The organism is Streptomyces sp. NBC_00989, assembly GCF_045162655.1.
In the GTDB taxonomy this organism is placed as follows: Bacteria; Actinomycetota; Actinomycetes; order Streptomycetales; family Streptomycetaceae; genus Streptomyces.
On record NZ_CP108728.1, the window covers coordinates 7736144 to 7755496 of the forward strand.

Consider the following 19353-nt stretch of genomic DNA (forward strand, 5'->3'; position numbering starts at 1 on the left):
TTGGAGCCAGATCGTGAATGCACCAGCGGGCACCGCAATGCCGCCCGCAGTCCAACTGAAAACACGCAAGCCGACGGGGATCGTCCCATGGCCCCTCCTCCTCATCGAGGGCGAGGAGGGCGCGGGCAAGACCTACTCAGCCGCACAGTTCTCCAGCAGCGACCACATCGGCCAGATGTACTGGATCGACCTCGACGAGGGATCGGCCGACGAGTACGCGGCCATCGAGGGCGCCAACTACCTGATCATCGAGCACGACGGCACCTACCGAGACATTCTCGAACAGGTTGAGGCCGTGCACGCCGAGGCCAGGCGTGCGGCGGCAGCCGGAGAGCCCCCGGTCGTCCTGACCATCGACTCGGGATCCGCCCTCTGGCGGATGCTCACCAACTGGACCTACGAACGCGGTCGCCGGACGCGCAAGAACCGCGCCCTGCTCCAGGAGGATCCGGACGCCGCGTTCGACATCGGCCGGAATCTGTGGAACGACGCCACGGAGCGGTGGAACAGGATCATCTACCTGCTGCGCACACTGCCTGGCATCGCCATCGTGCTGGCCCGCGGCAAGCAGGTCAGCGCCACGGACGACAACGGCCAGCCGATCCAGAACAAAAGCGAGTGGAAGGTCTCGGCTCAGAAAGACCTCGGCTTCGACTCGTCGTGCTGGGTGCGCATGAAACGCAACACCGACCCGCAGGTCATCAAGGTCCGATCACTGCGGATGCGCGTCGAGCGGAACAAGCCGCTGCCGCTGCGGGACTTCAGCATCGAGGACCTGGTCTTCAACAAGCTGGGCTGCTCCGTCGAGTCCCAGCCGCGCATCATGCCCGTGCTCGTCGGCGATCTCGTACAGCCCTGGCTCGCCCGTATCGCCGACCTGACGGACAAGAAGCTCCTTGAGGCGCTGTGGCGGGCCGTCCCAGACCCGGTGAACCGCCTGAGCCACGACGAGATCCTCACCATCCGGGCCGCCGCCGAGCAGCGTGCCGCCGAACTCGACAGCCCCCGGCAGGAGATGGGGGAGGGCCCACTGTCCGACGCCGACAAGCTCCGTGCCGCCGCCCAGCGCAAGGCCGATGAGCAGGACGCGGACGCCGAGCAGTGACCGCCCACGCTGACCTCTTGGAGAACTCCCCTATGTCCGTAGCCACCGTTGACGGCATCGCACCTTCCATCTGGGATGCCGCACACGACGTGGACGCCCGCCGCCCCCGCTCTCGTCAGACCCAGCTCGGCGCGTCCGACACCGTGTGCGGCCGACGCGCCGCATACATCCTGCACGGCACCACACCGACCGATCACCCCGACAAGCGAGCGGCGATCCTCGGAACGTTCATTCACCACGGGCTGCTGGAGTCGGCACGCACGGAGTACGGATGGCTGGTGGAACGCAGCGTCCAGGACTCCCTGATCCGGGGGCACGTCGACGTCGTACAGCTCGACGCGGCGACCGCCGCTCGCCTGCCCGCTCGTCACAGACCAGCGATACCCGCCGACGTCCTCACCGTGGAGGACGTGAAGACCAAGTCCACGTATCTGTGGGACCGCGTTCTTCGCTACGGGGCCACGGCCACCGAACTGCGGCAGGTCCTGCTGTACGCGGGCGCGCTGTTCGAGGTCGGGTTCGAGGACGTGCCCGGCCAGCGGTACCTGTCCCGCCTGGGGCCACTGAACATCGGTCGTATCCGCTTCCGTTTCATCAACCGGGACTCCGGCGCGGAGCACGTCCAGGAGATCGACTTCGACCCTCAGCGGGCGGCAGAGGCCCAGTGGTGGGTGGAACGTGTGCGCGAGACCGGAGACCCAGAGGAGATGCCCCGCGACTTCAACGGCCCCGGTCTGGACGCCATCTGCGACTACTGCCCGTTCCGCTCCCTGTGCTGGCCTGGGACGGCTCCGGGCGTGCCCGAGCAGACGGCGCTCATCCGGAACGACGCCGACCGCGAACAGGCGCTCATCGACTACGTGAACGGACACAAGCTCTACAGCGAGGGCGACCGGATCAAGAAATTCGCACGCAAGAAGCTCGACCGATCCCCGGAGGGGATCTACGGCCCCAACAAGCTGTCCTGGGGCGGAGGCAACGACGAGGAGAAGGACGACGTAGAGGCGATGGTCGACCTGCACGAGGTCGCCGGAATTCCGGTCCCGATGACGCCGGACGTCAACCGCATGGTCAAGAACCTCAAGGACGCAGGACTGCCGATTCCCCGGCGGAAGACCGGTAAGAAGACGCCCGCGGTCATCAGCATCGCGCCGGCCTGACCCGGACCCCATGAGCCCCAGCCCCGCCCGGAAGCGACCGGGCGGGGCACCCCGTCCTGCCGCTGTGTCTGTACCGCCCAAGGGGAACCGTGTCCATCCAACTGATGATCGCTGCGGCGTACTTGCCGCCCGACGTGCTCAACCAGAGCCAGAAACTCGCGCTCATGAAGATCGCGGACAGCGCCGACGACGAGACGCGACTCGCGCGCCCCGGCCTTACCCGCCTCGCGGCCTGGGTCGGCGTGACCGACAAGCGCGCCATCACCATCGTCACGGAGCTGATAGCCAAAGGGCTTGTCGAGCGCGTGGAGACCGGCAAGGCGAGACGCTCGGCGGTCTACCGGGTCTTCCCCCTCGGCATACCGCCCACACCGACCACGCAGGAGCTCAAAGAGCGCCTGGAGGCCCGCAAGGCGGCACCGAAGAACGCCAACAAGGCCCGCTCCGGAGTCACACGTTCGGCCCCCGCAAAGCCTGCGATGACCTATCAGGACGTCGAAGACCGCGAGGCCGCCCGCCGAGAGAAGGCCGAATCACCGCAGGTCGAAGCTGGGTTCCACGCGGGGAACCCAGGCGAGGAGGCAGGGTTCCACGGGGGGAACCCTGACGGGCAGGACAGCCGGGTTCCACCGGTGGAACCCGGTGAGTTTCACGGGTGGAACCCACTGGGTTCCACCGATGGAACCCCTTCCTTTCCTGGTTCTTCCTCTGTCCTTCCTTCCCCCCCTACCCCCACGGCTGACGCCGCAGGGGAGCCCGTGTCCGCTCCGCCAGACGACCTTGCCCCGGAGCCCGGGGAGCTGCCTAGGGGCTGCACCAAGCACCGGGGGCACCCCGCTGCCTCCTGCCGTGGGTGCGGCACCAACCCGCGCGCAGGACGCCGGAGGGAGCAGGAGGAGGCCAAGAACGAGGAACACCGGGGGCACGGGCGCTTCTGGGATGAGTGGCACGAGGACGCCGCCAGGCGCCGCCAACGGGTCGAGGAGAACCCGGAGGCGACCGAGGAGGCGCGCAGAGCTGTGCGCGAGGCCGTGCGAGCACGGAAGGGTGGCAGCCAGCGAAAAACTTAGGCACCCGAAAGAAAATTTCACCAGGAATATGGACATCCCTGACAATGCATATAGAATAGAACCAGAAAGAGGGGGAGGAGCCCCCTCTTGACCGGAAGGACGACATGGACTACCTGCCCATTCTTCGCCACTGCCACAAGGGCGCGATCGTGCTCGACAGTGGCGCTGCCGCCCGCGAGCAGATCCACAGCCTCGCCGACCTCTACCGCCAAGACCCCGAGGGCGTCGGCGACATGCTCATCCAGATCGCCGACCTGAAGGACCTGGTCGACTGTGAGCGCCACCTCGGCGGGCTCGGGCGCGCCAAGCCGGTGCGGGACGAGATCGTCGGCGAACTCCTCGACGAGATCGGCGGCGCCGAGATCCACCTCGACCACCGCGACAACCACAGGGCGCTCATGCAGGCCCGCGATCTCGCCCACCAGGCGCAGGACATCGCCGACGTCGCCGGTCGTCGCGTCGACGAGCTGGAGGCCCTGACCGCGCGAGCGCGGCAGGTGCGAGAGGGGTGGCGTGCGGCGCCCCGCCTGGTGTTCGTCACCCGCCCTTGGTGAGCGCGTCCACGCGCATCAATTTTGGCCTGAGATAGATCCCAACTCTGTACTGTTGGCTGGCACACGACCTCTTGGAGAAGGAACTGTGAGCAACGAATTGGCGCCCCTGGCCCCGATGCCCGTGCACAACAACACCGAAGACTCGCTCTGGCTGGCCCTGTGGAGCGCGTACGAGCCGGTCATCACCGCGCTGCGCCGCATCCCGCTCGTGACCAATGTCGAGTCCGGGAACATGTTCGCCATCACCGCCGAGCTCACCGACGGCTCGTATCTGTGGATCTCCTCGGTCGAGGACCTACCCATGGACCCGGCCGCGCTGGAGGGCTTCCAGGTCAAGCGCCTCCACGACGACAACCCGAACATCGACGAGGTGTTCTACGACTCCACCGACAGCGGAGAGCAGTCGGAGCACGGCAACAACGTCGTCCCGCTCGTCCAGGCCATCACGGCCTTCGTCACCGAGCGGAGCCTCGCGCCGCGCGTCATCGACCTGGTCTCCGTCCGGCTTCGGGGCGTGACGGCGCACCGTCAGCCGGTGTCCAAGCTGCTCCACGGCCCCCTCGCCGACAACGACGCGGCCATCAGGGAGTACGGCAACGTCGTGCGCGCCATGGCGGAGAAGGGCTGGACGTGCGTCCACGCGCAAGGCGGTACGGACTGGCCGCTCACCGTGTGGGAGCTGAACGACGAGGTCGGCATTGTCTACCTCGCGTCCACCGGGCAGGTGATCGTCTGATGGCGGGCACCGAAGCAGCCCCGCCGAATCCGGCGGACGAGACCGGCAAGCGCCGCTGCACCTGCGTCATCGCCCACCCGCAGAGCGAAGACGAACAGGCCCGAGCCCAGGCCGCGTTGGACAACGGACTCGCGACCAACGACGCCCACGGTGTGTTCGTCGCGTGCATGCAGCTCCTTCAGCCCTGCCCGGCTCGCTACGAGGTGGTGGCGCGGTGACCGTGCTGCACGTGCTGTACGCGCTGCTCGTGCTCGCCCTCGGTGTCGGTGCCGGCCTCACCGTGATCGTCATCGAACAGCTCCGCTGGGAGGCCCGCAGCCGGGTCCCGCGCCGCACGACATACGGCGAAGTCCACCGCCGCCACGCCGCCCACCGCTGATCGCGCTGCCCGGCCCGACTCCGGGCCGGGCAGCCGCAGACCTCTTGGAGAACACCCCGTGGGAAACGACGTCTATATCCAGACCTCTGACGGTAAGAGAGCCGAAGAGGGCGGGAACTACTTCCGGTTCGCCTACACCGCACTGCCGCGCACCCTCGACGCGATGAAGAACTTCGGGATGCTCGTCGAGCTGCCCGTCCCGTCATACCCGGAGCTGTCCACCTACGGGCTGGCGGGCGTGGACCTCCGGCCCGGCACCAAGTACGACGAGAGCACGGCGAACCGCGTCGCCGAATTCCGGACCGCCTATCAGGCCGTCAAGGACGCCTCCGAGACAGTGCCGACCGGCATACCCAGGTACAAGATCGACTCGAACGACGGCTTCCTCGTGACGGTCGCCGAGATCACCGCCGCCCTCGCCACCTATGACGCCCACCCGGGCGTGGCCATCGCAGAGATGCCCGTGGGTGACCCGAGGTGGGGGATATGGATCGCCTTCCTGCGCCAGGCGCAGGCACACGGCGGCCTCCGCACTCACTGACCTCGGCCGTTGCCCGGCCCCGCGATGCGGGGCCGGGCGCGCAGGACCTCTTGGAGAACAACTACCCACATGGCCACCTGGATTGACCTTTTGTGTGGCGCGGGCGGCAGCAGCACTGGACTTGTCGAAGCCGGGCACGAGCTGTTGCTCGGCATCAACCACTGGCGGCTCGCGATCGAAACGCACGCCGCCAACCATCCCAACTGTGAGCACGCCGTCATGACGCTCAGCGACGGCTTCCCCATGCGCATGCTGCCCAAGGCCGACGCCCTGTGGGCATCCGTCATCTGCACCGAGATCAGCCCCGCGGGCGGCAAGGCCCGAGAGACCAACCAACTTGATCTCCTCGACCTGCTCGAAGAGGAACGCGACGACTGGGAGTCCCTCACCAAGGACGCCTTCGAGGCGACCCGGGTCACCGCCTGGTGCGTGGTGCGAGCCGCTGAAGCCAAGCGGTTCAAGGCCATCGTCGTCGAGAACGTCGTCGAATTCGGCCTGGACTGGATCCTGTTCGCGACCTGGCTCCAAGCCATGGAACTGCTCGGATACCAGTACCAGATCGTGTCCGTCAGCAGCGCCCACGTCGGCGACGAGGTCAACCTGCGTGCCCCGCAGTGGCGTGACCGGATGTACGTGGTCTTCACCCTCAAGACCATGCGCAAGCCCGACCTGGAGCCCAGGCCGCTCGCACCCTGCGTCGACTGCGGTGAGGACGTACACGCCGTCCAGTCGTGGACCAAGACCGATGGCCTGCGCATCGGGAAGTACCGGCGCGACTACATCTACCGCTGCCCCAACACCCGTTGCCGCCACGCCATGGTCGAGCCATACGTACGTCCGGCCAGCGACATCATCGACTTCAGCGACCTCGGGAAGCGGATCGGCGACCGCAAGAAGCCCCTCGCGGATACCACCATGGACCGCATCCGTGCGGGCCGCCTCAAGTTCCCCTGGCGTCCCTATTCGATCTCGCTCACCCACGGCAAGGACGGCGGGGACAGGGCGTACGCCGTCGAGGACCGGCCGATGCCCGTCCGGACGGTGAAGCAGGGCGACGCGCTTCTGGTTCCGACCGGCGGCTCGTGGAACACCGACGCCGTCCCCGTCGACGTGCCGATGCGTACTCGCACCACCCGCGAGAGCGAAGCCCTGCTGACGATGGACCCGTTCATCATCGAGTACCGCAACCACGCCACCGCCAGCCCCGCGAGCGACCCGCTCAGCGTCGTCACCGCCCAGGGCAACCACCACGGCCTTGTCACGCACGCCGGCACAGTGCCCGACCGCGTGCGGAACACCCTCGTCGTGCCGTACCGCAAGGCCGCGGTGAAGACGGCCGCCGAACCCGTCCACACCCTCACCACCCGCGACTCGGCCGCCCTGGTGCAAAACGCCCCGGACATCAACGACTGCTACTTCCGGATGCTCAAGCCCCGCGAACAGCTCGAAGGGCAGCGGTTCCCCAAGAAGTACGTCGTCTACGGCAACCAGGCGGAGCAGACCGCGCAGGCAGGCAACGCGGTCTCGGTGAACGTCGCCCGGTGGATAGGCCAGCGATTGGAGCTCGTCCTGTGACCGGATCACGAACCCTGATCGGCACCCATGTCACCTCCCACGCCCCGTGCTTCGGCGACGAGGACTTCGCCGTTGCCGACGACAGATGGAAGAACGGCATCGAGCTGGTCGCCATCTGCGAACCCGTCCTCTACGTCTGCGGCGGCTGCCCCTACCGGGCCGCCTGCATCCGGCAAGTCGTTCCCGCCAAAAGCCTGTTCACCGGCATCTGCGGCGGCCGGATCTGGCTCAACGGCGTGATCATCCACGAGCTGCCGGAGGCCGACTCCAGCGAGTTGCCAGTCCCGGTCATCCGCAAGTCGTGCGGCACGGCCGCCGGGTCGCGCGCTCACCGCCGGGCCGTGGAGCAGCAGTGCCCCCGGTGCCTGCCGCACTACCGCCCCGGACCGAACCCGCTGGACGCGGAGGAGCAGGCCGCGCAGCAGCTTCAACTCCCCGACGCTCCCTGACCAACCGAGAGGAACCGCAGTGAAGCACCTGACCGCAATATGCACCGGTACGCCGGACGGCTACCGGATTCGAGTTCTGGACGAGGACCACGGCGTCTACTTGGTGCACCTCTTCTTCGACTGGGACAGCTTCCGCCCGGCCAGCGCCGGTCACCGGCTGATCGAGCACGGCTACATGATCCGACCCGACGCCCGAACCCCGGACGCGGTGAACGGCTGGAGTGAGGTCCCGGGCCAACCCGGAACCTGGTCCGTGCCAGTCATGCCGACGAACGGGGGTGCACCAGCGACGCACCCGATGGTCAGTGACCGCCTCGTCGAGGCGGTCGCCCACTGGACGGAAGGACGCCACGACGAGGCCCAGGAGATCCTGGCGGACCTGGCGCGGAACGGGACGCCCGCGCTGATGTACGGCGTCGCGACGGGGCTCGCAGTTATGGCGAAGGCAGCCTTGGCGAAGATGCAGGGACTCGATGCCGACACGGCGTTCTGGATCATTCTGACTTCCGACGGCAGTCATCCCGAGGACATCGTCCCGCAGCCGCACCTCTTCGCAGCTCGCTTCATCACCGCGTTCGCCAACGGGGACACCGCGATGACGCTCGCCCTCTACGGGGCCGCTTTCACCGCGCCTGACCCTGAACTGTTCTCCCGCTGCCTTGAGATGCTGCTGGCAGCGACCGGTGAAGCAGTTCGCGCCGCCACTCCGGGGGCCGATCGATGACCGGCTCTGCCACCTACTCGCCCGACGGACTGCGCCACGACGTTGCCGACCCGGCGACATGGAGTGTCCGGATCTGCGCGGGGCGGTGTGGCACGTGCATCTTCCGGCCGGGGAACCTGATGCGCCTGGAAGAGGGGCGCGTGGCAGAGATGATCGCCAACGCCATCGCTGAAGAGGGGCACATCGTCTGCCACGCCACGCTCGGCACCGATGCCCCCGCCATCTGCGCGGGCTTCGCCGCGCACCGGAACGGCCGTGCCGCTTCGCTCGCTCTGCGCCTGGCCCGAGCCCGCGTCCTCCGCCCTGTCTGGGTTCACGTCGATCCCAGAAAGGCGGAGTCGTGACCAGCATGCTCGTCCTGCTCGTCCTCCTCGCGTGGGGAGCGGGAGCCGTGATCCTGGCGGACGCCTTCCGGAGGCTGCTCGCCCACGACCCGATCCTGCGACTGGTGCGCCAACTGCGGCCGGGTGCTGTCGCCTTGTACCTCACGGTGGTCATCGTCGCGTGGCCGGCGGCGGTGGCGGCGAAGGCCCTGTCGGATCTCGTCGACCGGGGCCGCAGGTGACCCACATCAAGCCGGGACGGATCTTCGCGGCCTGCCACCCGCGGGACAGCATCCGCATACGGATCGAGCAGTACAAGCCGGGGGACATGCGCGCCCTGGTCGCCGACGCCGCGACCGGCCAGAGGCGTCGCCTCATGCTGATCTCGGCCTTGCACGCTTCGGCCTTCACCAACGCCGGCGTGCCGCGTCGGAGCGGATACGCCCCTGACGCAACAGAGTCGGCAACGCCCAAGGCAGTTCCCCCGGTCGGAGTTCCGGGCGAGGAGGAACCGGACTGGTTCGAGGGGATGCCGGGCCGCCAGTTCAGGGTCGCGCTGCCGCCCCGGCTGACGCTCCTGAACGCCAATCAGCGGCTCCACCACCACAAGCGCGCGGAGATCACCAGGGTGCTGAGGCGCGCGGCCTGGGCCGCCTCGCGCGCGGTGCCGCCCCTGGAACGGGTCCACATCATCGGCGTCCTGCATCCCGAGGACAGACAGAGGAGAGACCCCGCCAACTGGTACCCCAGTTTCAAGGCGTGCGTCGACGGGCTGGTGGACCAAGGCGTCCTGGCCGACGACGACCACACGCGCGTCGTCGGCCCGGACATGCGCATGGGGCACGTGGTCGAGGGTGCGCGGCTCGTCCTCCATATACGCGACCTCACCCCTGCGGACATGGCTTCTGACCTGCGGAAATAAAGCACTCCGGTGATCAAGAAAATCCGCCGGAAATCTTACCTCCCTCCCAAATGCATATAGAATAGAACCAGAAAGAAGGGGGAGTGGCCCCCTTCTTGAACCGTCAGGAGACAACCGTGTTGAACCGTCAGGAGATGACCGCGACAGACCCGTTCAGTCCCGAGGGCATCCGCCAGCGCCTGAGTGCCGAGCAGATCAGCCCCGCCCAGGCGGACCGGCTGGCCGAGGCCATCGCGGGCGCCCTCCGGCGGACCTGTGAGGAGTGGTTCCCCGGCACCGACTATGACGACTGGCGGCAGATGCTCCCCGAGCCGCTGCTCGACGTCGTGATCCAACTCCTCACGTGGGGCGAGGACGGTCAGATCGTGGCCGATCACATGCCTGCCGCCGCAGCCGCCTGCATCTTCCTGGACCTGCAGAACTCCGTCATCCCCGTCGCGGCTGAGGGAGGAGGGCTTCTGTGAACTGTGAAGAGCAGCTGAACAGCCGCCGTTGGAAGATCAGCTACACCTATCGCTGCACCTGCAACCCCCAGTGCTACTGGACCAAGCTTCCGGGCCGTCACGCGGGAGGGTCGGGGACCTTCCTGAACGACGGCGAGGAAGCCCTCGGTGCGGAGGCTGCCGTCGCGATTGTCGCCGATCAGTACGGGCACGTGGACATCGCCGACATCCGCATGTGGCAGGAGAGCGACGAGGAGCGCGACGCTCGCCTCGCGCTGAACCGCCGCCAGGAGGCAGACGAGAAGCAGGGCGTCCACTGGGCCATGGGCGGAGCCAACTAGCCCAACGATTTCGCCCGGCGGCCGGTGATCATCACATCCCGGCCGCCGGGCGACCCTACGCCAAGGAGGCACATGCAAGCGCAAGACCCCTGCCCGCTCGCGGACCGGCGGGTGTGTGAGGCCACCCGCAACCTCGCTCTCGCCGTGCTGAGGCGCATGGCCGTGACGGCGGTAGCGATCGAGCCGCGTATCAGGACTCTCGTCGCCACCCGCAACGACCCCGGCTATGCCCTGTGGCGTCTGCACGGCGACGGCGGACGACTCCTCCTCCGGTTCGACCTGCAAAAGCAGCCGGACCCGATCTGGGACAAGCTCACCGCCGATCTGTGCGTACTCGCTCGGCTCGCGGACCTGCGCACGCACCCGCCTGGCTACTACTACGTCCACCCGCTGACCGACCCGCGTGACATCGCGGTCCCTCTTCCTGTCAACCCCCGGGGCCTTCCCCCGCGCACGATTGGACCTCTCCAGTGATCGCCACGACACCCGCCCTGCTCGTCTCCCCGAACGGCGACGTCGAGGAACTGTTGCTCGACTCGCGCCATGCCGACCAACTCCGGTGCATCGGCTTCTACGTCGAAGCCCCTCGTGCGCACCAGCTCGGCCGCCGGGCGGTCGTCCACGCCGGACATGGTGCCGAGTCGGTGAACGACGTCGCCCGGCAGGCGTGGATGAGTATCACCGGGGGGAGCCGACCGCCTCTCCTGCGAGGCCCTGTCGTGATCACTGGCGCGACCGACCACGCCGGCGACCTCACGCCCCTGCCTGAACTCAGCGCCGAGGCAATCCAGCGTGCAGCGGGTCTGCTCTCCGGGGCGACGACCATCGGCTTCAAAGTGAGCGCGGTACAGCACCGCGGTGGCCGGAACTACCAGTGCGACTCTTACGCGATCAAGCGGAACAAGAGCACCGGCCGGTGGGCCTTCGCCGTCCTCGACGGAATCGGCGACAGGCCCCAAGTCCACCACTTCGCCCGAAGGTTCGCCCCCCTCGTCGCCCGGGAGGCAGCCCGGCACGGCAGCCCCGCCCGCGCCCTCGCGGCGGCACGGGTGCAGGCCCGCAACGAACTGCGGTGGGACTTCGACCCCCGGACCGACCCGAGCGCCGTCGCCGTCGTCGCCGTGGCCGACTACCGGTCACCCCTCATCCACGTCGCCTGGTGCGGAGACGCACGGGCCTACCGACTGGCCCCGATCGGCATATCCCAGCCCCTCACCCACGATCACAACTACGCCCAGGACCTGCGCAGCCGAGGGCGCACCCCCGGGCCGTACGAGCGGAACTTCATCACCTCCTGCCTGATGAGCGGCGACATCGGCACGGCCACCACCGAGAGAGGTCACACACGCCGACTGCTCTTGTGCACCGACGGCGCGTACGCGCCGCTCGAAGAACGAGGTCAAGACGTCGGCGGAATCCTCGACCTCGCCGACGATGCGAAGGACGCCGCCGCCCTCGTCGTCGACGACGCGATAGCCGCCAGTGCGAACGAGTCCGCCGACAACGCCACCGCGCTCGTCGTGGACATCGCTCAGGTCTGACCCTCCCCCCTTCGTCTGTCCGAAAAGTGGCCGCCCCCTACCCGGAATGCATATAGAAAAGAAGCATCCGGGGGTGGCTCGCATCCCAACCGGAGGCACCCATGTCCGCCCGCCCGTCGATACCGAAGCTCAACACGCCCGAACACCACTTCGGCGCCATGTTCCTGATCCTCATGACCCGCTCGCCGGACGACGAGACGCTGCGCGCTGCCCTGCGCCTCGCCGAAAACGCCGCCGTCGCCGCCTGGGCGCTGCGCCCGGAGGAACTGATCACCCTCACCGTCGAGCAGTACCGGCAGCTCCTCGACTACACCGCCGCCTCCACGGTCTTCGACCTGGCCCTGTTCCTGGGCGGCGACAGGAAGCAGATCCGAACCCTCATGGACTACATCGCCGGAGTGATGGCGGAGGTCCACGCGCGCAACCCCTCCCCGAACTCCCAGGCATGACACGCCTGTTGGCCCGCGCAGCACCCCGAAGGAGAACCGTGACCAGTCCACCCGACCCGCAGTGGTGGGTCATCTACCACGAACCGACCCTCGTCGAGATGACGATCACCGCTGTCGAGCCCCCTCCCAGCGACGACGCCGCCCACGACAAACGGTGCGCCGAACTGGAGGCATCCGGCCAGCACGCCTATGTCATTGCCGCGCCCGACCAAGACGCCGCCGCAGAGATCGCCAGCCGGAACTGGGCCGAAGAACTCGTCACCAACCCGGCACGCCATGCCACCGCGGACGCCTACCTCGCCGCCAACCAACGGCCCAACTAACCTCATTGGAGAACGACATGAACCCCAACATGTTGAACGACCTGTGCGCGAGCGTCGTGCGCCGCTTGAGCCTTCGCCCCACCACGGTCGAGGCCGCGCTACTGGTCACCCTTCACCACTTCTGCGGTGAATCCCACAACCCCGCCGTGGCCTACATCGGACTCACGCCCGATCAATACGTCCTGCGGTCCCTCTCGACCCCCCGCTTCGAGGCCACCCTCGCGAGTGCCGCCCTCAAGGCCGAGGGCCGAGAAGCCGACGCCCGCCTGAACTGGGAGGCGTTCGTACAGCGGGAGCAGGAAACAGCCAGGCTTGCCCACGAGGCCATACCGAAGACGGCTCTCCTCGCCGACGCCGACGCTATCCACCGCATCGGTCGTCAGCTCGGCCTCTGCGATGAATGCACGGACCAGCTCGTCTCCGGCGTCGTGCTCACCCTGGCGCTTGGATACCCCTACCGCCTCGCTGGTCAACGGCACCTCAGCCTCACGGACCTGCTCGCCCAGGTCACCACCGAGGAACTGACCGAGCTGTTGCGGCACGCCGCGCACTCGGCGACGGGTCGAACGGAAGAGGCCGCCGCAACGCTCCGGCGCATGCAGCGCGCAGTGCGCTGACCTTCCCCCGTGGCGGCCTACGGGACGCCACGGGACGCCTCGATCCAACCGAATCCGGGAGACCGCATGAGCCAACTCGACCTGTTTGCCGACGCCGGCGAGCCCGAAGAGCAACCCGCCCCAGCTGCCCCCGCGGCACCGCCCCACAGATTTCTCACCGATCTGCCGCCGGCGCCCCAACCCGTCACGATCGCCACCCAGCCCCGCCCCGCGCTCGCCGCGGTGAAGCGCACGCTGGGCCACTACCGCCCGTCACAGAGGAACCCGCACGCCCACGCCTTCGACCTGGCGGAGGCCGTCAGCTCCGCCTGGCACCACGCGCATGGGGGGAGCAGCATCAAAATCCCCATCGGTACGGTCGCCGCGCTCGCCCTGTGGCCCCTGCGCGGTCCGGATGCGTACCTCGCCGCCGACTGGTGGCTGAGCCTCGACGATGCCGAGCTGCTGGCCGCCTTCCGCGAGTGCTGGGCCCGCATGTGGATCACGCGACCCGACCTCATCGACCGGGCCACGCCCCTCCACAAGTGGGTCGACGACGAGAAGCCCGACGCTCGGCGAGCCGCCGCCGTACGAGCCGTCGTCGAGGCCGCGATCACCAACGGACTCCTGCATCTGACCACCGGCGACGACCCCGATCTCCGCTCCACGGCCGACGTGATCGGAACCCTGCTTGCCGTCATGCGCTCCGAGGGTGCTCACGACGCACTCGCGGAGATACACACGCCGCCGGACGTCGCCTACCTGATGGCCAGGATGCTGCTCGACGACATACCGCTTGAGCCCGGCATGAAGTTCGACGAGCCCGCGGGCGGCACCGGCGGCATGTACCGCGCCGCCGTACAGGTCATGCGCGAACGCGGCATCGACCCGCACCAGTTCGGATGGTCGCTGACGGACATTGACCCCCTCGCAGCCGCGGGCGCCGCCGTCAACGCGATCCTCTGGGACCTCGGCCCGCACGTACTCATCGGGTGCGGCGACACCCTGCACGAAGGCAACGTGTATGCCAGGGCCGCCCGAGAGGCACTGGAGTCCCTGGAACGACGCGATCGACTGCACTCGCAGGCCGTCTTCCTCGCGGCCATCCATAAGGTCGAAGCTCTGGTACGCGATATAGCGGCCTGACCTGCGGAAATTTTTTTAGTCGATCTTGAACTCCCCCTAAATGCATATAGAATAGAACCAGAAGGGGAGGGGAGTCATGGAAGAGCCGCCGTTCACATTCCCGTACTGCCGCAGCCACGACGTCCGGTGCCAGGAGCCGGGCTGTGACGCCTGTGCATGCGACCACTGCTTCGACTGCGGAGCCTGCCCCACCGAGGTATGCGACCACGACGCCTAGCAGTCGGCCTACCACGACTTCCACAACGCATCACGACTGGAGCGCAGATGACCTACAAGAGCGGCGACCGTATCGCCCTCGTACACACCACCGACTCACACACCGGACTCAAGCCCGGCGACGAAGGCACGGTCCATCGGTTCGACGCCAACCTCTCCATGCTCTCCGTGGACTGGGACAGCGGCTCCACCCTCTCGATGCTCCTCGACGACGGCGACGAAGTACGTCCCGCATAGCGCCCCCGGGCCCGCCCCGGCAGGGGCGGGCCCCGCTTCACCCGCAGACCTCTTGGAGACCGACACATGCTCATCACCGATGCCGCAGTTCGAGAAGCCGCGGCCCACCTCGCCCAAAGCCTCGGCGGAGACTGGGCGATCGACGCCGAAGCGCCCGCCGACGGCGCAGCCCACCTCATCTACAGCGACGGACGAGGCATCAGCTTCCGCCCCATCTTCGGCGGAACCACCGTCCAACTCTGGATCACCGGCAGCGCCGCACCCCCGCTCCCCGACAGTGCCACCCTCGCCGACCACGCCCTCTACGAAGCGCAAGTCACTGCACGCCTCCCTGAAGGTCACCGCTACAACAAGGCGACCACCCTCGTCACCGAAGCCGACGAAGATCCGGAACTCATCATCCTGCGCACCCTCGAAGACGACCTCCTCCCCGCCTTAGACTACAAACCCCGCTACGTCGGCCACCGGCCATGGATAGATCTGTTCGACAGCGCACTCTCGCAAGTGATGGATGAAGCCCCGCCGGCCACGGGCAACTCGCTTCGCGACTGCGGCCCCGAAGCCCACACGACGCCGCACGACGACGCTGAAGACGCCGAGCCCGCCACCGAAGCCCAACCTGGCACCGTTGCCGACAACGACCCGGCGATCGAACACGTACCAACCCCAGCACCCGACGGCGATCAGCAGACGGGAAGTCCCGCCGCCGACGAGGTCCGGGAGAGCGCCCCTTCACCCACTGGCGAAGTCACGCAGCCCCCGAACCCCGAGCTTGACTCTGCTCCGGAGCCGAGGACCCCCGACGAGATCGGCGGCGAAGCTCGCGACCAACCCACAGACGAGACCGGCTCCACCATGAAGCGGCGCCCCCGCGCCACCTGACCCCGTACGACTCGGCTAGGGAGCGCGGCCCGTCCCGCGCTCCCCCCCCAGAGCGCCATGAGTCATCGGTAGTCCTGCGCCCGTGTCGCGAATTCAGTAACGCGACGATTAATTTTGCATCCTTCGCGCCTCGAACAAGTAGGTGAAGGCCGATTGGCGACGCTCGGGTGATGTGAATCCAGCCGCCGCACCGAGGGCGCCGAAGACCGCTCCAATAAGGTCTGCTTGGTGCAACGTCCAAACCGCACCAGCTCCTGCAAGAGCCAAGGAAACCACTGGACGGCCCCATGCCCGGCGCGCACGGCGCAAGTCGGAGGCGGCATCGGCGATCTCCTCCGTGCGGTCCAGTAGGAGGCGCTGCTGTTCAGCCGTGTCTGCTCTCTCCAAGGCCGCCACGAACTGCCGGAGTCCACGAGCGTACTGCCGGTACCCCTTGCCGTGTTCACGACGGAATGCCAGCACTTCGTCCAAAGGGATCCCCGACATGTCGATGCCAACGTCCACAAGATCGTTGTGGACGAGTCGGCCAGTCGCCTTCGCCCGCGCTAGCAACGGGTTGTCCCTGTGCCGGAACTCCGGACTTTGGGCTTCGACCTGTCCGAGGCTCCCGACCAGATGGATCCGATGGTTTGACACTCCCTCACACGCGGCCAACCCCAGGGCCAGCAAGACTGCGGACCTGGCGTGTGCGGGCATCTCCACCATGTCCGGACCGAGATCCGGGCGGCGTACGGTCACCGATCCGGAACGGAGCATCTGCCGCACGATCCGGCTGGCGTTCTCCATCCTTGAAATGAAGTGGAAGTCGGTGATGGTGTTCCCGGATGAGGGATACCGACTTTGGCTTGCCCGTATGGCCACCTCGCGAATGGTTCGTGCTGTGTCTCGGTCCAGCCAGATCTTCGGGTCCAAGTTGTGGAGCAGCCCGGCCTGGTGCAACGGCACTGCAAGGTCTTCCTCGCGTGCCACCGTCGTGTCGAAGTGCTGCTGTGGGAGGAGTAGCACGTACCCATCGAAGAAAAGTAGGAGGCTCTTCATGCGCTCTACTGCGGTTGGGTGCCAGATCCATCCCGGATAGTAGTGCGCCAGCTCGAACGGTTCCCCCGGGGTAGTCACGTCCCAAGCGTGGCAGGTTCCACTCGGTGATCGCAGTAGAACTGTCGGAGGCGGTTGAATTCACCCGTCGCCGACAAGAACGGCCTTTCCCTGCGGCGAGCTTCACGAGGCCGTGGTTGGGCATGTCGTTGAGGCGGCAAGACCTGTTCAGGCTCGACGTAGCGTGACGACGTTGCTGGGGAGCGAGGACTGTGCAGTCTTGGCGTGCTCCTGGACTACTGCCGGCGCTTCCCTCAGCCCGGAGGTGATTTGCTCCATCAAATCGGGGGCCCAGCCGCCAGTGAGTGTGGTGAAGAGGTCTGGGGTAGGTCGTTGCTCCAGGCCGCGTTCAGTCATGACGGCGAGGAGGCGTGGCCGCTCGGGTTCCAGGTCGGCCCATCCGGGTTCCTGGATCCTCCAGGTGACTCCTGTGTGGGGATCGCGGCGCGCGGAGAGCTGCTTGAAGAGGCCCGTGGCGCGGTGTTCCTCAACGAGCCCGAGGTGCTTGCCGTGCGTGATGATCGCCGCGAGTGACATCTTCCAACGCTGCTTCAGCGGCATCAGGGAGGTGAGTGTGACGGCACCGGGCCACTCCTCGCGGAGCATGTCAGCGGGAAAAAGGAACTCGTTGGCGAAGCGGTTGGCGGCATCTTCGTCTACCTCGCCTGTGGTTCCACGATGCAGGATCAGGTGGCCGGCCTCGTGGGCGATCGACCAACGCGTGCGCTCCCACGAGTTCACCGGCCGCGCGACGACCAGGGGTTGCTCGTGGAAGTCGCCGCCCCATACGGAGAAGGCGTCGTGTCTGGCATCTGGCATGTCGACATCGGCGACGGCGATGGGTACGCCAGCGCGTTCAAGCGTGTGGATGACGTGGGGGATCGGCTCGGATTCGGGGAGGTCGAGCGCCTGACGGGTTTGCCGGGCAGCCTCTTCGGGGCTGATGTCCTGGCGCAGTGCCATCGGCAGACGGAGAGGAGGCTGCGTGGCGTGTTCGCCTAGGGCGGCCACCAGCTCAACGATCATCTCGGCCAAGGTGGTGAGGGCGTCGATCTGCGCCACCTTGATCGACTTCTTGCTGCGGAACAGCAGGGAACCGCGGTGAATGGGCAGCCCCGGAGGCTGGGAGAAGAATTCGGCGGGAAACCTCAGGCGGGTGGCGAGAGTTCTGAGCTTGAGACGCGGCATGTCCGTGGACGTCGAGCGTTCGAGCGCGGTCCACGCTGAGGGGGACATGTCCAGCATCTGCGCGAGAGGCTTTATGGGGCTGTGGCGGATCGTCCGTGCCTGACGGACCCTATATCCGTAGACAGCGATCATCTCAGCCACAGCAGCCCATCTCCGTTGTCTATCTGAGGGGCTACGCCTGAGTTGGTGTATCCCCTGTTCCGCCGGCTTCCCGAGGGTGGCGCCGGTCGACCAGGTCGTCGAAGTCGTCGTTCACCGCGCTGGCGGCGGTCGCAACGTTAGCGTCCTTCAAAGTGGCGAGAAGAGGCACCTCCGTCGAGGCACAGACGGTCATCGGAGAGTGGTTGAGTTCCTCGAGGTCGTCCACGATGACTGCCCTGAAGTCGGCCATGAGGTCACTTGGGTCGATGTGCCATACAAGGACGGGGGTCAGGCCGGAGTCCAGACCGTCGCCGTCGGCGTCGAAGATCGGGGGCTGGTGGACGTCGGGAGGGCGGTACGCCGCTGCGTTGAGCATGGGCGGCTCCTTGGCCTTGCGGACGCGTATTTCGTGGCCGGTGCGCTTCTCCCGGAGACACACTGAGCGGTTCGGCTTCTCCACGAGGGTGAACTTGCCCGACCCGAACACCGGGTTGGCGGCGGCGAGCAGGACGCGGTCACGCATCTCCATGGCCACCACCGCCCCCTGCACACCCTCTGGAACCGGGCGTTTCTTCCGCTCCGCCTCCATAGCGACAGCGAGGCTCTGTTCGCAGTACTCACGCATCCGGGCCAGGTCCACCGCATTGCGCTCCACGAACGCATCGAGCCACGACTGTGGGTTCATGTGTGAAATTTTCGCGATGAACCCACATTCCGTCAACTCGGTTCTGGAAAAACTGAGTTGACACAGGGTCAGGCTGCCGCATTCCGAGACGAGTTGCCGCAGGTCGGAACGGCGCGGTGGTCGCCAGGTACTTCCTAAAGAATCTTGTGACGCTCAACTGGACCTGTGGCCCCGAAGCGACCGGGCGTACGCGAACTGCTGATGCGCCGTGGGTAGGAGCCAGGCGGACCGTCGTGGCTGCGGCCGGAATGGTGACCTCGGTGATGCGGGTGTGCGGGTGCGACTTCGGGATGGATGGCCAGCGGATCACCGGCTTCGTCTGTAATTCCGGCCCACAGGCTCTACGGCGGCAGTTCCGTGAGCGCGTCGGGAGGTGCCTGTTCCAGGAGGTGGGCTGTTGTCACCGCCTCTCCCTGCATTGCGTACTGGCCTGCGTGAGGACCGGGGAACGTTCCGAGTTGGAGTGTCGACTCCGGCTTGCGCAGAGCGACCCGCCGGTGTGGTTTGTGAAACTACCCGCCTCAGGGCTTGC

27 protein-coding genes are annotated in these 19353 nt (G+C 67.2%); 24 read left to right on the plus strand and 3 right to left on the minus strand.

What is annotated here, in order from left to right; genetic code table 11:
* The first annotated feature begins 13 nt into the window (after positions 1-13).
* The 24 genes from OG714_RS34565 to OG714_RS34680 all read left to right on the plus strand — a co-directional run bounded on the left by OG714_RS34565 (position 14) and on the right by OG714_RS34680 (position 15712).
* Complete coding sequence (locus OG714_RS34565; RefSeq protein ID WP_406126945.1) at positions 14-1105, plus strand: AAA family ATPase; 1092 nt, start codon at positions 14-16, stop codon at positions 1103-1105.
* Positions 1106-1137: 32 nt separating this feature from the next.
* Entirely contained in the window at positions 1138-2265 is a 1128-nt protein-coding gene (locus OG714_RS34570) for a PD-(D/E)XK nuclease family protein (RefSeq protein ID WP_406126946.1), read from the plus strand.
* Between the two features lie 89 nt (positions 2266-2354).
* Positions 2355-3335 carry a helix-turn-helix domain-containing protein gene (locus OG714_RS34575; RefSeq protein WP_406126948.1) on the plus strand — a complete coding sequence of 327 codons (981 nt, stop codon included), beginning with the start codon at positions 2355-2357 and terminating at the stop codon, positions 3333-3335.
* Between the two features lie 104 nt (positions 3336-3439).
* Positions 3440-3889 (plus strand): hypothetical protein, encoded by a 450-nt coding sequence (locus OG714_RS34580; protein WP_406126950.1) that lies wholly within the window; start codon positions 3440-3442, stop codon positions 3887-3889.
* Between the two features lie 85 nt (positions 3890-3974).
* Positions 3975-4625 (plus strand): hypothetical protein, encoded by a 651-nt coding sequence (locus OG714_RS34585; protein WP_406126952.1) that lies wholly within the window; start codon positions 3975-3977, stop codon positions 4623-4625.
* Positions 4625-4843 carry a hypothetical protein gene (locus OG714_RS34590; protein WP_266856222.1) on the plus strand — a complete coding sequence of 73 codons (219 nt, stop codon included), beginning with the start codon at positions 4625-4627 and terminating at the stop codon, positions 4841-4843. The genes OG714_RS34585 and OG714_RS34590 overlap by 1 nt, the downstream gene beginning before the upstream one ends.
* Positions 4840-5004, plus strand: a complete 165-nt coding sequence (locus tag OG714_RS34595) for a hypothetical protein (protein WP_266856220.1) — start codon at positions 4840-4842, stop codon at positions 5002-5004. Before OG714_RS34590 ends, OG714_RS34595 begins: the two co-directional genes overlap by 4 nt.
* A 58-nt stretch (positions 5005-5062) precedes the next feature.
* Positions 5063-5545, plus strand: a complete 483-nt coding sequence (locus tag OG714_RS34600; protein ID WP_406126954.1) for a hypothetical protein — start codon at positions 5063-5065, stop codon at positions 5543-5545.
* Between the two features lie 69 nt (positions 5546-5614).
* Positions 5615-7120 carry a DNA cytosine methyltransferase gene (locus tag OG714_RS34605; protein WP_266856216.1) on the plus strand — a complete coding sequence of 502 codons (1506 nt, stop codon included), beginning with the start codon at positions 5615-5617 and terminating at the stop codon, positions 7118-7120.
* Positions 7117-7569, plus strand: coding sequence for a hypothetical protein (locus tag OG714_RS34610; RefSeq protein ID WP_266856214.1), 453 nt, complete (start codon positions 7117-7119; stop codon positions 7567-7569). The genes OG714_RS34605 and OG714_RS34610 overlap by 4 nt, the downstream gene beginning before the upstream one ends.
* Positions 7570-7588: 19 nt before the next feature.
* Positions 7589-8293, plus strand: coding sequence for a hypothetical protein (locus OG714_RS34615; protein ID WP_406126957.1), 705 nt, complete (start codon positions 7589-7591; stop codon positions 8291-8293).
* Positions 8290-8637 carry a hypothetical protein gene (locus tag OG714_RS34620; RefSeq protein ID WP_406126959.1) on the plus strand — a complete coding sequence of 116 codons (348 nt, stop codon included), beginning with the start codon at positions 8290-8292 and terminating at the stop codon, positions 8635-8637. Before OG714_RS34615 ends, OG714_RS34620 begins: the two co-directional genes overlap by 4 nt.
* Entirely contained in the window at positions 8634-8858 is a 225-nt protein-coding gene (locus OG714_RS34625) for a hypothetical protein (protein ID WP_406126961.1), read from the plus strand. Before OG714_RS34620 ends, OG714_RS34625 begins: the two co-directional genes overlap by 4 nt.
* Positions 8855-9538 (plus strand): hypothetical protein, encoded by a 684-nt coding sequence (locus OG714_RS34630; protein WP_406126962.1) that lies wholly within the window; start codon positions 8855-8857, stop codon positions 9536-9538. Before OG714_RS34625 ends, OG714_RS34630 begins: the two co-directional genes overlap by 4 nt.
* Before the next feature lie 134 nt (positions 9539-9672).
* Positions 9673-10002: a hypothetical protein gene (locus OG714_RS34635; protein ID WP_406126964.1), complete on the plus strand. Its 330-nt coding sequence runs from the start codon at positions 9673-9675 to the stop codon at positions 10000-10002.
* Positions 9999-10322 carry a hypothetical protein gene (locus OG714_RS34640; RefSeq protein ID WP_406126966.1) on the plus strand — a complete coding sequence of 108 codons (324 nt, stop codon included), beginning with the start codon at positions 9999-10001 and terminating at the stop codon, positions 10320-10322. Before OG714_RS34635 ends, OG714_RS34640 begins: the two co-directional genes overlap by 4 nt.
* 72 nt (positions 10323-10394) lie before the next feature.
* Entirely contained in the window at positions 10395-10796 is a 402-nt protein-coding gene (locus tag OG714_RS34645) for a hypothetical protein (RefSeq protein ID WP_406126968.1), read from the plus strand.
* Positions 10793-11863 carry a PP2C family protein-serine/threonine phosphatase gene (locus OG714_RS34650; RefSeq protein WP_406126970.1) on the plus strand — a complete coding sequence of 357 codons (1071 nt, stop codon included), beginning with the start codon at positions 10793-10795 and terminating at the stop codon, positions 11861-11863. The genes OG714_RS34645 and OG714_RS34650 overlap by 4 nt, the downstream gene beginning before the upstream one ends.
* Before the next feature lie 101 nt (positions 11864-11964).
* Positions 11965-12312: a hypothetical protein gene (locus OG714_RS34655; RefSeq protein WP_406126972.1), complete on the plus strand. Its 348-nt coding sequence runs from the start codon at positions 11965-11967 to the stop codon at positions 12310-12312.
* Between the two features lie 38 nt (positions 12313-12350).
* The gene (locus tag OG714_RS34660) at positions 12351-12635 is read left to right on the plus strand and encodes a hypothetical protein (RefSeq protein WP_406126974.1); all 285 of its coding nucleotides are present in this window, start codon (positions 12351-12353) and stop codon (positions 12633-12635) included.
* Positions 12636-12652: 17 nt separating this feature from the next.
* Positions 12653-13252 carry a hypothetical protein gene (locus tag OG714_RS34665; protein WP_406126976.1) on the plus strand — a complete coding sequence of 200 codons (600 nt, stop codon included), beginning with the start codon at positions 12653-12655 and terminating at the stop codon, positions 13250-13252.
* Positions 13253-13318: 66 nt separating this feature from the next.
* Positions 13319-14377 (plus strand): hypothetical protein, encoded by a 1059-nt coding sequence (locus OG714_RS34670; RefSeq protein WP_406126978.1) that lies wholly within the window; start codon positions 13319-13321, stop codon positions 14375-14377.
* A gap of 264 nt (positions 14378-14641) precedes the next feature.
* On the plus strand, positions 14642-14830 hold the full coding sequence (locus OG714_RS34675; RefSeq protein ID WP_406126980.1) for a DUF4314 domain-containing protein: 189 nt from the start codon (positions 14642-14644) through the stop codon (positions 14828-14830).
* A gap of 66 nt (positions 14831-14896) precedes the next feature.
* The gene (locus tag OG714_RS34680; RefSeq protein WP_406126982.1) at positions 14897-15712 is read left to right on the plus strand and encodes a hypothetical protein; all 816 of its coding nucleotides are present in this window, start codon (positions 14897-14899) and stop codon (positions 15710-15712) included.
* A gap of 108 nt (positions 15713-15820) precedes the next feature.
* Here the strand turns inward: OG714_RS34680 and OG714_RS34685 are convergent, their stop codons facing one another.
* The 3 genes from OG714_RS34685 to OG714_RS34695 all read right to left on the minus strand — a co-directional run bounded on the left by OG714_RS34685 (position 15821) and on the right by OG714_RS34695 (position 18821).
* Positions 15821-16828, minus strand: a complete 1008-nt coding sequence (locus OG714_RS34685; protein ID WP_406126984.1) for a hypothetical protein — start codon at positions 16826-16828, stop codon at positions 15821-15823.
* Between the two features lie 147 nt (positions 16829-16975).
* Entirely contained in the window at positions 16976-18127 is a 1152-nt protein-coding gene (locus tag OG714_RS34690) for an ImmA/IrrE family metallo-endopeptidase (protein ID WP_406132059.1), read from the minus strand.
* 40 nt (positions 18128-18167) lie between these two features.
* On the minus strand, positions 18168-18821 hold the full coding sequence (locus OG714_RS34695; RefSeq protein WP_406126985.1) for a hypothetical protein: 654 nt from the start codon (positions 18819-18821) through the stop codon (positions 18168-18170).
* Positions 18822-19353 lie beyond the last annotated feature (532 nt).